The 12,644-nt window shown below is 51.0% G+C and carries 16 protein-coding genes and 1 other annotated feature; all 16 genes read right to left on the bottom strand.

Annotated features, from left to right (window positions below; translation table 11 throughout):
- Positions 1-34: 34 nt before the first annotated feature.
- Positions 35-1,345 (bottom strand): GTPase ObgE, encoded by a 1,311-nt coding sequence (obgE, locus tag MKX70_RS12845; RefSeq protein WP_042139579.1) that lies wholly within the window; start codon positions 1,343-1,345, stop codon positions 35-37.
- Positions 1,346-1,360: 15 nt separating this feature from the next.
- Complete coding sequence (locus MKX70_RS12840; protein ID WP_042238843.1) at positions 1,361-2,101, bottom strand: Spo0B domain-containing protein; 741 nt, start codon at positions 2,099-2,101, stop codon at positions 1,361-1,363.
- A gap of 216 nt (positions 2,102-2,317) precedes the next feature.
- On the bottom strand, positions 2,318-2,629 hold the full coding sequence (gene rpmA / locus MKX70_RS12835; RefSeq protein WP_020429282.1) for a 50S ribosomal protein L27: 312 nt from the start codon (positions 2,627-2,629) through the stop codon (positions 2,318-2,320).
- A 17-nt stretch (positions 2,630-2,646) separates the two neighbouring features.
- Entirely contained in the window at positions 2,647-2,982 is a 336-nt protein-coding gene (locus tag MKX70_RS12830) for a ribosomal-processing cysteine protease Prp (RefSeq protein WP_042139581.1), read from the bottom strand.
- A 12-nt stretch (positions 2,983-2,994) separates the two neighbouring features.
- A complete protein-coding gene (gene rplU, locus MKX70_RS12825) occupies positions 2,995-3,306 on the bottom strand; it encodes a 50S ribosomal protein L21 (protein ID WP_036698983.1) in 312 nt (103 codons plus the stop codon).
- A gap of 14 nt (positions 3,307-3,320) precedes the next feature.
- Positions 3,321-3,406 (bottom strand) — a sequence feature (ribosomal protein L21 leader region).
- A gap of 121 nt (positions 3,407-3,527) precedes the next feature.
- Positions 3,528-4,769, bottom strand: a complete 1,242-nt coding sequence (locus MKX70_RS12820; RefSeq protein WP_340783224.1) for an Rne/Rng family ribonuclease — start codon at positions 4,767-4,769, stop codon at positions 3,528-3,530.
- Positions 4,770-4,800: 31 nt separating this feature from the next.
- Entirely contained in the window at positions 4,801-5,643 is an 843-nt protein-coding gene (locus MKX70_RS12815) for a M50 family metallopeptidase (RefSeq protein ID WP_042238848.1), read from the bottom strand.
- Entirely contained in the window at positions 5,636-6,490 is an 855-nt protein-coding gene (locus MKX70_RS12810; RefSeq protein ID WP_340840136.1) for a M23 family metallopeptidase, read from the bottom strand. The genes MKX70_RS12815 and MKX70_RS12810 overlap by 8 nt, the downstream gene beginning before the upstream one ends.
- 204 nt (positions 6,491-6,694) lie before the next feature.
- Positions 6,695-7,489, bottom strand: a complete 795-nt coding sequence (gene minD / locus MKX70_RS12805) for a septum site-determining protein MinD (RefSeq protein WP_042139584.1) — start codon at positions 7,487-7,489, stop codon at positions 6,695-6,697.
- A 5-nt stretch (positions 7,490-7,494) separates the two neighbouring features.
- Positions 7,495-8,154, bottom strand: coding sequence for a septum site-determining protein MinC (minC, locus tag MKX70_RS12800; protein WP_039300519.1), 660 nt, complete (start codon positions 8,152-8,154; stop codon positions 7,495-7,497).
- Between the two features lie 81 nt (positions 8,155-8,235).
- Positions 8,236-8,766 carry a rod shape-determining protein MreD gene (gene mreD, locus MKX70_RS12795; RefSeq protein ID WP_081956655.1) on the bottom strand — a complete coding sequence of 177 codons (531 nt, stop codon included), beginning with the start codon at positions 8,764-8,766 and terminating at the stop codon, positions 8,236-8,238.
- Complete coding sequence (gene mreC / locus MKX70_RS12790) at positions 8,766-9,644, bottom strand: rod shape-determining protein MreC (protein WP_042238852.1); 879 nt, start codon at positions 9,642-9,644, stop codon at positions 8,766-8,768. Before mreC ends, mreD begins: the two co-directional genes overlap by 1 nt.
- Positions 9,645-9,702: 58 nt before the next feature.
- Complete coding sequence (locus MKX70_RS12785) at positions 9,703-10,737, bottom strand: rod shape-determining protein (RefSeq protein WP_039300524.1); 1,035 nt, start codon at positions 10,735-10,737, stop codon at positions 9,703-9,705.
- 39 nt (positions 10,738-10,776) lie between these two features.
- Positions 10,777-11,466, bottom strand: a complete 690-nt coding sequence (radC, locus tag MKX70_RS12780; protein WP_042238855.1) for a RadC family protein — start codon at positions 11,464-11,466, stop codon at positions 10,777-10,779.
- Between the two features lie 20 nt (positions 11,467-11,486).
- Complete coding sequence (locus MKX70_RS12775; protein ID WP_340783210.1) at positions 11,487-12,095, bottom strand: Maf family protein; 609 nt, start codon at positions 12,093-12,095, stop codon at positions 11,487-11,489.
- Between the two features lie 37 nt (positions 12,096-12,132).
- Positions 12,133-12,378: a DUF4321 domain-containing protein gene (locus tag MKX70_RS12770; RefSeq protein WP_042238860.1), complete on the bottom strand. Its 246-nt coding sequence runs from the start codon at positions 12,376-12,378 to the stop codon at positions 12,133-12,135.
- Positions 12,379-12,644: the final 266 nt, after the last annotated feature.

The following is a 12,644-nucleotide window of genomic DNA, read 5'->3' as shown; positions in this document are numbered from 1 at the left end:
CTGCTTGACAACGCTCAGCAGCAAGCGCAGATATTTAATAGTAGCTGCTGTTCTCAACAAACTCGAATTCAAAATCAGCAATGCGCACAATGGTGCCTTCTACAGCACCGCGCTTGCGCAGTTCGGCATCCACACCCATGTGACGCAAGGTACGGGCCAGCTTGAGGATAGCATCATGTGTACTGAGCTGCATCCGCTTCAGCATCCGCTCAATACGCGGACTGGTGACCACAAATGCTTCATTGTCGCGGGTAATGGTGAAGGAATTATCTTCTTCCGCTTCCAGCTTATACACCTTGCGCTCAGTAGTTTCAGCCACTTCTTCAACGACCGGTGCGACAGGAATACTATCCAGTACGTCCGTTGCCCGGTAGAGCAGTTCCTGCACTCCCTGACGGGTAAGCGAGGAGATCGGCATGATTTCAAGATCCGGACGAAGCTCCGCCACACGCTCACGGAAGGCCGCAAGATTCTCTTCGGAATCAGGCATATCCATCTTGTTCGCCGCAACAATCTGCGGACGGTCAATCAGGGCAGCGTTATATTGCCTCAGCTCGTCATTAATCATCACCCAATCCTCGAAGGGATCACGGCCTTCAGAACCGGACATATCCACGACATGAATGATGATACGTGTACGTTCAACGTGGCGCAGGAACTCATGTCCAAGCCCCACACCTTCACTCGCACCTTCAATCAGGCCCGGCAGATCCGCCATAACAAAGCTGCGGCCATCCCCAACGTCAACTACACCAAGGTTTGGTGTAATTGTTGTGAAGTGATAGGCACCAATCTTCGGCTGGGCAGCAGATACTACCGACAGCAATGTAGATTTACCCACACTCGGGAATCCTACCAGACCTACGTCTGCCATTACCTTCAGTTCCATTACGATATAACGCTCCTGGCCTTCTTCGCCGTTCTCGGCTAGCTCTGGCGCAGTGTTGTTTGCCGTCGCAAACCGGGTATTCCCCCGGCCGCCACGACCGCCGCGTGCCACAACGACCTGTTGTCCATGACGGGTCATATCGGCAATGATCTCCTGGGTATCATCATCGATCAGCACAGTTCCCGGAGGAATGCGCACGATCATGTGATCGGCGTTAGCCCCGTGCTGGCTCTTATTGCGTCCCTTAATTCCCTTATCGGCCTTGAAATGTCGCTGATAACGGAAATCCATCAGTGTACGCAAGCCTTCATCTACCCGGAAAATCACATCTCCGCCGCGGCCGCCATCGCCGCCGGCAGGACCGCCCTCCGGCACATACTTCTCACGGCGAAACGCCACGAGACCATCTCCGCCGTCGCCGCCCTTAACATAAATCTTAGCTTTATCTACGAACATTAATGTTCACCTTCCTTACATCTCCAGCGGTAAACGCAGTTCTACAGAGCTTGTGCTCGGCTGAAACTGCTCCGCCTTCATGATTTTTCCTTGTACTATATTATAAATTTGCCCCTGCAGCAGTTCAGGATTGCCATGATCTCCCTCACCTTCGAAAGAGATAAGAATGTCTCTTCCCTCCTGTGAAAATCCGAGCCGAAGCTTCCGCGCTTCTCCTTGCGGAACAAGTCCGCTGTACTGATACGCCCTTATGGTCTGCATAATCACAGATGTCAGCTCATCACCTGTTTCGGGAGTCAGCTTGTCCTCCAGCTGCAGCCCTTCCTCCACTTCGATCTCCAGCTCCAGGCTGCTTCTGTAGGTACGGAAGGATTGCAGGTAGAATACCAGTGAAGGAACCCCCAGCTTGGCGATACGGCTGTCCAGCGCGATACGCTCCTTTATTCTTTCCACACATAACACGGATTTATCAGGCTTGCCCAGCTGGATATATCCGTAAAGTACTTGCAGATCGTTCATCCAATCATGACGATGGTGATTCAGTGTCCGGTTTGCCGCCTGCTGCAGAGTCTTCTCCTGTATACGCAGTTCCTCTTCATAATGACGCCGGTTGTAAAGAAAGCTGAATGCAAGCACTGCCGCTACCCATACACCGAGCAGCAGGCATGTGAAAAGGGAGGGTTGCCAATACACGAGACCTAAAGGAAGCACTGCGGATAACATGACAGCCCAGACGATACTTTTCCAGGATTTCATTCTTTCTCCCCGTCCCTCGGTTCGCAAAATTGATTCCAATGTCGCTATTGCTCATCTTGCTCGATATTTTCCATTTTCCAGTATAACACAGGCTTTCTCTGCAATCACCAGCATTCCTGCCGGGCGTTTGACTTGAATTCTATAGGTGCGAATATTTTCAAAAAAAGCCCCCGGCACTCATGCCGGAGGCTTCTCATCTAAATAGGTTCCGAAAGCTTACGCTTCCAGTGCCGCTGCTACCGGAGCGACATCAACCGGGTACACGCTCACTTTTTTGCGATCGCGGCCCCAACGTTCGAACTTCACTACGCCGTCCACAAGTGCGAACAGTGTATCATCCTTACCGATGCCCACGTTAGTGCCCGGGTGGATTTTTGTTCCGCGTTGACGAACCAAGATGTTGCCGCCGGTTACTGCTTGACCGTCAGCACGTTTCACGCCAAGACGTTTAGAGTGGGAATCACGTCCGTTCTTTGTGGAACCTACACCTTTTTTCGATGCGAATAATTGAAGATCCAATTTCAACATGTTGTCAACCTCCTTCTTCAAATAATGACTTCCTGTATCTGAACAAATTTTCTGTAAGATTTAGCGATATCTTTGAGCATCAGCACCATGGATTCCAGCAGAAGCTGCACCTTGGCGGAGACTTCAGGATCATTCACGGGAACCAGGGTTCCACTCAGAAATCCATCCTTCATCGAAGTATCCAGGACTACACCGGTCAGGCTTTCAATCGCATTCACTGTTCCAACCGTAACGGTCGAAACGCCCGCGCAGACGATGTCTTTACCATTCCTTGCGTATTCCGCATGCCCTTTGACGGCAAAACCGACAATGACACCTTGAGCAGAAGCCCGTGTAATCCGCACGTTAATCATTAACGCACCTTCTTACGCCTGAATCTTCTCGATAGTTACTTTGGTGTACGGTTGACGATGGCCTTGTTTCTTGTGGTAGTTCTTCTTAGGTTTGTATTTGTAAACTACAACCTTATGACCTTTACCATGTTTCTCGACTTTGGCTGTTACAGACGCGCCGCTTACCAGCGGAGTTCCTGCAGTCAAACCACCTTCGTTAGAAACAGCCAAGACACGGTCAAACGTTACGCTTGCGCCGTCTTCAGCTTCCAGCTTCTCAATGAACAACACGTCGCCCTCTTGGACTTTGTATTGTTTACCGCCAGTTTCGATAATTGCATACATTGTACTTGCACCTCCTCATGTCTCAGACTCGCCTAGTCTAGGTGGCAACCCCCGGAGGAATTACACTTGATATACCCGATCGGAGCGGTTACAGCATGTGCAGGAATATAATAACCAAACACATACTTGAAGATATTATCATACTTATTAGTCCAAGTCAAGTAGAAAGCGGCTTTATCATCCTTTTAACAGACGGTACCCTCTTAGCGTGAAAAACTGGCCTACTCCAGCCATGTCCCTACTTTGCCAGTCCCGCCGCAGCATTGACAGATCACCGGAGCAAATCCGGCCGAATCATGCCTTGCCTTCTTGCGGGTCATTTCCAGCAGGCCCAGATGGGTCCAGCCGAGAATATGCGTCTTGGTGCGGTCACGGCTGATGATGCTCTCCAGCTTCGCGATGACCTGCTTCCGGTGTTCCTCCCGCTCCATGTCAATGAAATCAACGATAATAATGCCGCCCGTATCCCGCAGACGGACAAGCCGCCCGATCTCTTCCGCCGCCAGCAGATTGGTCCGTGTTACCGTATCCTCGAGGTTTGTCCCGCCGGTGTACTGAGCCGTATTCACATCAATAACGGTGAGCGCCTCTGTCTCATCCCAAATGAGCGTAGCCCCGCCTTCAAGGATGATTTTGCGGCTGAAGCTCTTATGGAGCTGATCCCCTACACCATATGCCGAGAAGATGGACTCTTGTCCACGGTAGAATCCTACAGGCTTGTACCCTTCGGGAGCCATATCTGTAAGGAATGCTTCCGCCTCTTTAACCGCCTTGCCCGAATCAATCATCAGCTCATCACGCTGCGGGTTGAAGGCATCCCGGATAAACCGCTGAACGATGCTCAGATCACAATGCAGCAACGCCGGCGCTTCCAGTTCCTTGGCCCGCCGGGTAATTACTTCCCACTGGGCCCGCAAAAAGGCCAGATCCCCTTCAACAGCCTCCACAGGCTCGTCCTCGGAGACTGTACGCATAATGATTCCTTCTTCACCCTGACGCAACCGTTCGCCGATTCCTTTAAGCCGGCTGCGCTCGGATTCGCGGCTAATTTTTTTGGAAACCCCGACATACTCGGCAAAAGGCATATACACCATCCAGCGTCCGGGCAAGGTATAATGAGTAGTCACCCGCGCTCCCTTGCCGCCACGCGGCTCTTTTCTCACCTGGACAACGATCTCCTGGCCGGGCTGCAGCAGCGTCTCAATAGAGGGCTTCACCTCCGGCTGCTTCTCCAGATGGGGATGCAGTACATCGTCTACATATAGAAAGGCATTCTTTTTCTGTCCGATATCTACAAAAGCCGCCTGCATACCCGGCAGCACATTCATAACCCGACCTTTATAATAACTCCCGACCAGACCTTGCTGCTGATCGCGTTCAGCCGCATATTCCACCAGCCTCCCGTTCTCCAGAAGTGCCATACGAGTAATATGTTGTGTGCAGTGAACGATCATTTGTTTCATGGCTTCACCTCTGGTTTGAATCATTCTAGCTTTATATTCCGAAATAAGAAGAAATCAGACGCTGCTCAGGGAGAACAGCCACTATATCCCTGTCATCGTTCATTACATAGATAAAATGATAATGGTTACGTTTAAATAGACGCAATATATCATCCAAAGGTTTCGCAGAGAACGCAACTATTGGCCGGGCAGCGCCCTCTGAATGCAGATACCGCTCATAGATCTGTTCCCTGTTCATCAAAAAAGCAACAAACCGGTAAGGCAGGTTGCGCTGGTCCGTTATATTGGAATAGAGCAGAAAGGCACCAATCATCAGCAGGTTAAGACGGAGTCCGCCGCCGGTTCCCAGCGGAAGCAGGGCGAACACCACAACAAGCAGACTGGCTGCAATACTGACTCTGCCGATCCACAGCAGGGTGTAATAATACGGAAGCAGCAGGCTTAGAGCGGCCTGCAGGATTTTGCCTCCGTCGAGCGGAAGCACCGGCAGCAGATTGAACAGCGCGATCATGGCATTGGCCCCGATGAAATAATCCAGATAAGCGCTGCTGCCATACTCCGCTTGCTTGAGGGCCAGCGCCATCAGGATCATAATTCCGTTCTGAAGCGGTCCGGCCAAGGCAATCCCCATTTCACGTCCGGCTGTCAGCCGCCCATGATCCTCAATGACCGCAACTCCCCCGAACGGCAGCAGTTGCACGGACTTGACGGTAACCCCGGTCAATAGTGCCGCACATACATGTCCGAGTTCATGGATAAATACAATCGAAAACAGAGTAATAATTTCAAGGAACTGTCCGGTAAGCACGGAGAGAAAAAGAATCAGCACGAAGAGCGGATGCAGTGACAGTTCAACACCGAAGATCCTAATCAAACGATACCACTTCAGCAGGATCAATATAAGACTTGTCTTTCATAATCGCAAAAAAAAGCATCGGAATCTGTGCATCCTCTGTCCCCTGAATCCAGCCCACCGTCTCTCCGCTCTGTACCCAGTCATCCACCGCGAGCCGCGTCCCGCTCAAATGACCGTATTCCGCCGTTATATTTCCGGTATGGCGGACGGTGATCCGGATGCCTCCCTGGGCTTCTTTGGACACGGACAATACCCGGCCCGTATCTACACTATCCACCGTGACACTTGAGCCTGAATCATCTGCCGGTATTATTTCTACCCCCTTAAGGGATTCGGCAAAGGGACGCGCAATGCTTCCCTCCAAGGGGGCGCTCAGTTCATGAACGGCTGTCACTTTCTCTGCCGGCACCTCTTTATCTCCGAAGATCGGAATGAACGAAGGGGCTCCATTGAAATGCTCCTCATACCATACCTGCACTGCGGCGAAATCCATATCATTACTAAGGGCGCCAGTAATGAAATACTGCGACTTCACTGCCCATGGCTCACTCACTGCGAAGATTCCCCACACCGCTCCAAAGACAAGCAGGCTGGCTACGGTCCGCCGCATGAAGCCTGCGCCAAAGCGCGGCCCATCCCCGCCTTCGTCCTCCCAGCTGCTGCGCTGCTTCTTCCACATTACCTCAGGGTCAGGTTCCGTTGAAGCAGTGAATTCATTTCGGGAACTAGCCCCCCATTCCCTGAATGGAATAGTTTTGTCAGGCAGAGTGAAAAGCGCTGGCGCTGATCCCGCTTCGGTCTGATCCTCTAATAAGCTCTGTATACGTTTCTTACGGCGATTTTTGATATCTCTCTCGTATTCCATATTGATCCCTCCGGGCGGGCTTGTTTTACTTCCATTTTATGAGTAGCGGAAGGTGCTTTAGAACAAGCCCTGTGGGGAGATAGCTATCAAGCAGAAGTGGTGTACCGGCCTTATTTCGTATATTCGCACAAAAAAACCCGCCAAGCATTTCTCAGCAGGCGGGTCAAAACGAAAGATCGCTATAAATAAGTGCCTGGCCACGGTTCAGCCCATTCCAAAAAATTTCTTGAACTTCTTAAAAGCACCCGGTTTCTGGTCCAGCTGCATGAGCGGCACCGCATCGCCAAGAATACGCCGGGCAATATTGCGGTAAGCAATTGCTGCTGAAGAATTCGGATTCATCACGGTAGGTTCACCGCTGTTCGCCGCCTTGATGACCAGCTCATCATCAGGTACAATCCCGATCAGATCAATATTGAGCACCTGCAGAATATCCTCGATATCCAGCATATCGCCGGATCTCACCATTCCCGGACGGATACGGTTGACCACCAGCTTCGGTGATTCCACATGTGACTGCTCCAGCAGACCGATGATCCGGTCCGCATCCCGCACCGCAGCATGCTCCGGAGTAGTGACCACAATAGCTTTGTCGGCCCCTGCAATGGCATTGCGGAAGCCGTGTTCAATCCCGGCCGGACAATCGATCAGAATATATTCGTATTCCTTCTTGAGTTCAAGAATAATATCCTTGACCTGCTCCGGTGTGACTGAGGTTTTGTCTTTGGTCTGGGCTGCAGGCAGCATATACAGCTCTTCAAAACGCTTGTCTTTGACCAGCGCCTGATTCAGACGGCAGCGGCCTTCCGCCACATCCACAAGATCGTAAATGATCCGGTTCTCCAGCCCCATGACTACATCCAAATTCCGCAGTCCAATGTCAGTATCTACTAGACATACTTTTTTGCCCTGCAATGCAAGTGCGGTCCCAATGTTGGCTGTTGTGGTTGTTTTGCCAACTCCGCCTTTGCCCGAGGTTACGACAATCGCTTCTCCCATGGAGGCTACACCCCTTTAAACACATTTAAATCCTGACGTAATTTGACTATATTATGAATTTTGTCGATTTGCATAGCACCACCTGATAAATAGGCAAATTCCATGCTGCTCTCCCGCGTTCCCCATTCATCCGGCGGCCTGCTGATAATATCAGCAATCCGGAGCTGGGTAGGAGCCAGCAGCGAAGCCGCAATAATCGCTTCCTGATTGCCGTTGATTCCGGCGTGTGCCATCCCTTTAAGCGCTCCAAGAATATAGATATCCCCCGAGCAGGTAATGGTTCCTCCCGGATTCACATCGCCGAGAAACAGCAGATTGCCCTCATGATGCAGCACCTGGCCGGAACGGAGCATTCCGCTCATCATAAATAACGCTTCCGTATCCTTCTCTTCAGGGTCCTCCAAGGCTTCAACGGAACGGATTAATAAGTTCCCCTGGCTTTTGAGAATCTCCAGAACTGCCTCTTTATCTTCTTCGGTAACAGGACGGTTGCCCAGCTTGATGTCCACATGCACAATCGGTCCGGTCAGGATATTTTGATGGCTGTGCTCCAGCTTATAGCGAAGCTCGCTTAAGAGATCTTCAAAGGGACACTTGTCGTCTAGCAGGAATACCAGGCCATCCTTGATGCCCTTAATCCTTACATGCTTGGATTTAACTGTCATATGCCTGTCCCCCCATCCTCATTCATTCGTGCCGGGCCGGGCAAATTCCTTCTTTATAGGATAAGAAAATGCAGCAGCGGCTTAAGCAGCTTCTTCTTTGCGGGTCTCTTTCTTCAGCAGCTCCAGCTGGCGCCGGAGCGGGATGTAGAGAAGCAAGCCGATAGCAAAATGAAACAGCATAGTAGGCAGCATATGGTGCAGAAGCGCCCAGTTATAGGGTTCTTTACTCAGATTAAAGACGCTGTAGATGGCAAAAAGCATGCTGTCCTCCAGCAGACTGCCCAGCAGTACCACCGTCATCATCAGCGGCAGCGGTGCACGCGGAATCTGGAATATCAGACCAATCAGATATGCGGATAATCCCATTGCAAAAGAATGTGCCCCAAGAATGCGGCCATAGAACACCACATCATGCAGCATTCCGAAGGATAAACCAAGAATAAGTGCCGTATGCCGGTGATGGTATACCGTCACAAACAGGATTACGATGAACACGAGATCAGGGATAATCCGCATCTCCCAGGCATTCGGAATCAGCCAGGGGAGAATAGTGTCTTCAAGGATAAATAAGAGTAGCAGCAATAAAACAAGCACGGATCTGCGCATATTCACTATTCTCCACGCTCCTCCGTAAAGACAACGAAGAGTTCCTTCCAGTCCTGGAATCCTGCCGCCGGCTTGATGATCGCTGTAGAAGTCAACCCAAACTCCCCGGTCTTCACTTCTTCAACCGTACCGATAGTCATTCCACGCGGATACAGTCCTCCAATGCCGGACGAGATGATGAGATCTTCCTTGGCAATCGGATTACCCGCGGGAATTTTATTCATCATGAGCATTCCGGTCTGCTGGTCGTAACTCTCTATCATCCCAAAGGTCTCGCCTTCCTTATTGAAGGCAGTAGCCGAAATCGGCGGCTGGGAGTTGGGATCATTGATATCCATCATCGTCATCAGCTTAACGGTAGAGGTGAAATTACTCACATTACTAATTACCCCGACGAGCCCTTCGACAGAAGTTACAGACATGTTCAGCTTAATTCCATCCTTCGCTCCGAGATCAATAACAAGCGTGTTGTTACCCGGCTCTGTCGTCAGACTGACTACATTAGCGATATGATATTCATAGTTATATAGATTCGTTTGTGCCTTAGTAAATTCAAGATCTTTTTTATAGCCTTCATTCTCGGACTTGATAAAATTATACTGCGCCTTATCCCGGGCGTATTGCGCTGCCAGAATTTTGAGCTGCTTATTCTCTTCAGCCAAATCATGCAGGTTCCCGATATCTTGGAACAAGCCCGCTACGTATCCAGCGGGCTTGTAGAACAAATTCTGCACGAAACCGGTCGTATCTCTGAGGAAGTTCTCCGGCCAGGACAAGTTTTTCCTTTGTCCCAGGCTGAAGCCCATCACCACGATAAACATAACCAGTGTAATCAGCAATATAAATAAACGTTTATTATTAAACAGCTTAAACAGTTTCAACACCCTCTAACAACCGAATTTCTCCCACATCAGGGGTTGACGTTCACAGGTCAGAATTGTCTTAGCGTTTGGAACGGAGACTCGAACTGCTGCGGCTCTTGAACAAATGAATATTCTCGAGTGCCTTGCCGGTACCAATAGCTACACAGTCCAGCGGATTCTCGGCAACGATAACCGGCATTCCGGTCTCACGGGCCAGCAGCTTGTCCAGGTTACGCAAAAGCGCACCGCCGCCTGTAAGCACAATACCGCGGTCCATAATATCGGCAGCAAGCTCAGGCGGACATTTCTCCAGCGTTACTTTTACAGCTTCAACAATAGCGTTCACTGTATCCGACAACGCTTCACAGATCTCATCAGAGGTAATAGTCAGCGTCTTCGGAAGTCCCGTTACCAGATCGCGGCCGCGGATTTCCATCGTTTCGGCTTTCTCGAGCGGCAGAGCAGAACCCACATCCATCTTCAGCTGCTCCGAAGTGCGTTCCCCGATCATGAGATTATACTGGCGTTTGATATATTGGATGATGGACTCATCCGCTTCATCGCCGGCTACACGGACAGAACGGCTTGTTACGATACCGCCGAGTGAGATGACCGCCACTTCGGTAGTTCCGCCGCCGATATCCACAACCATGCTTCCTGTAGGTTCCCATACCGGGAGATCCGCTCCGATGGCAGCGGCAAAAGGCTCTTCAATGATATAGGCCTCACGCGCTCCCGCCTGCTTCGTTGCATCTTCAACGGCGCGTTGTTCAACAGCCGTAATTCCGGATGGTACACAGACCATGACATTCGGGTGGCGCTGGAACATCGAGCGCTGCTTCTGTGCCTGGCGGATAAAATATTTAATCATTGTTGCCGTAGTATCAAAATCGGCAATGACCCCGTCCTTCATCGGACGAATGGCACGAATGTTGCCCGGTGTGCGTCCGATCATTTTTTTGGCGGACTCCCCTACAGCTTCAATCGTCTTAGTATCAGTGTTAATGGCTACCACGGAAGGCTCTCTTACAACAATCCCTTTACCGCGCACGTAGACAAGCGTATTCGCTGTCCCCAAGTCAATTCCTAAATCTTTCGTAAAACCACCTAACATCTTGTATGCTCCTTTTCCTTGTGGATCTAGACAATTGTATTACATATAACCTTTTTCTTTCAAACTTACAAAGCTGCTGTCACCAATAACCAGGTGATCCAGCACGTCGATGCCGACGATTTCACCTGCCTGCATCAGCCTTGAGGTCAAGGAGATGTCTTCAGGACTCGGTGTCGGATCACCGCTCGGATGATTATGTGCGCATATAATAGCTGCGCTGCTGCATTTCATGGCTGCCCGGAACACCTCGCGGGGATGCACAATGGAGGCGTTAAGGCTGCCCATGGACAATGTTTCCTGCGCAATAACATGATTCTTCGTATTCAGAAACAAGCAGATAAAATGCTCCTTCTGCAAATAACGCAGCTGCTCGGTCAGAATCTCCGCCGCGTCCTGGGGACTGCGGATGATAACCGGTTCTGTAAGCCGGGAGTTCGCCATGCGTCTTCCCAGCTCTATGCCTGCTTTCAGTTGCACGGCCTTGGCAGGGCCAATGCCTTTGATTGTTGTCAGTTCTTCAATGCTCAGGTCCGCCAGCCCGCGGAGGCCGCCTGTAATCCCCAGCAACCGCTGGGCGATATGAATAGCCGATTCATTCTGCGCACCTGTGCGCAGCAGAATAGCCAGCAGCTCCGCCTGACTTAATGATTCCGCCCCATAATGCATCATGCGCTCTCGTGGTCGTTCTTCATGGGGGAGGTCACGCAGCATAAATGATTGCGACTCCATCCCTAACCCTCTTTCTTCCGCTATCCTTGCCGGTTCAGTACAGAAATGCCGAACCCGGACAACATGCCGCTTAGCAGCGACAACGGCAGACCAACCACGTTAAAATAACAGCCTTCAATTTCGTCCACCAGGGTGGCACCAAGCCCTTGTATTGCATAAGAGCCGGCTTTGTCGGCAGGCTCCCCGGTCGCGATGTAGGCGCAGATTTCATCTTCGCTCATTGCTCTCATAGTTACAGAGGTTACCCTGTGATCTACCAGGGTCCGACCCTCTGCAAGACCGATACAGGCCACCCCGGTATATACCTGATGTGTTCTTCCTTGCAGCATGGCCAGCATCTTAGCGCTGTCCTGCTCGTCCACCGGCTTGCCGAGCACCTTATCATCAAGCACGACAATCGTGTCGCTGCCGACAATAACAGCATCCCGGTCTCCGGCTGCAGGGATTACTGCCTCCGCTTTGCGCACGGCCAGATTACGCACGATGGTCTCAGGCGTCCATTCCGGCGGCGTAGTCTCATCAGCTTCACTGACCAGAACCTCGAAAGGCAGGCCAAGCGAGGCTAACAGTTCACGCCGCCGCGGCGAACCCGAAGCAAGAATAATGTATCGCGTGTTGTCATGCTCCACTGTAATAAACGTCCCTTCTAGATGCCGGCAGCGAACGCTACAGTCTGCGGTACAGCCATACAGCTGTTATCATTCCGGCAAGACTGAGCAGGCACAATTTCAAATGGATAGTGATGTCATAGGTTATGATGTCCAAATCAGCTTGCGGCGACCACTTGAGTACAGTCGAGGTTGTAAGAAAAGACAGAGCTTGCACAGGTTCCAGCAGCTTGGCAATCCAGGCTCCGGCCAGCCAGCCCAGAATTAGAAATAACAGCAGTGTTCCTACATTTTTCTTCTTCATTTTGGTCTTCCCTCGCCATTTTTTGACACCCTAATTATTATACGGTGAAACGGAGTTCAATACAAACGCAAAATCCGTTCAGGGAATGTTTACCACAGCCTTGCCGCATAAAGCCCGATTTCACCGTCTCCGCCGGGTGTGGTCCACTAACATTATCCGACTCCGGCACAATAGGCAACTGATTTATCATGAAGCAGCTATACTGGCGAGCCACACAGCAATCCCCCGTCCGGCAAACAGCCGGTACGGGGGATGGGCAACACCTT

Origin of the sequence: Paenibacillus sp. FSL R7-0312 (assembly GCF_038004445.1) — a bacterium.
Classification (GTDB): Bacteria; Bacillota; Bacilli; order Paenibacillales; family Paenibacillaceae; genus Paenibacillus_AQ.
The sequence above is the reverse complement of the archived record's forward strand: the minus strand, read 5'-3'. Positions and strand labels throughout refer to the sequence as shown.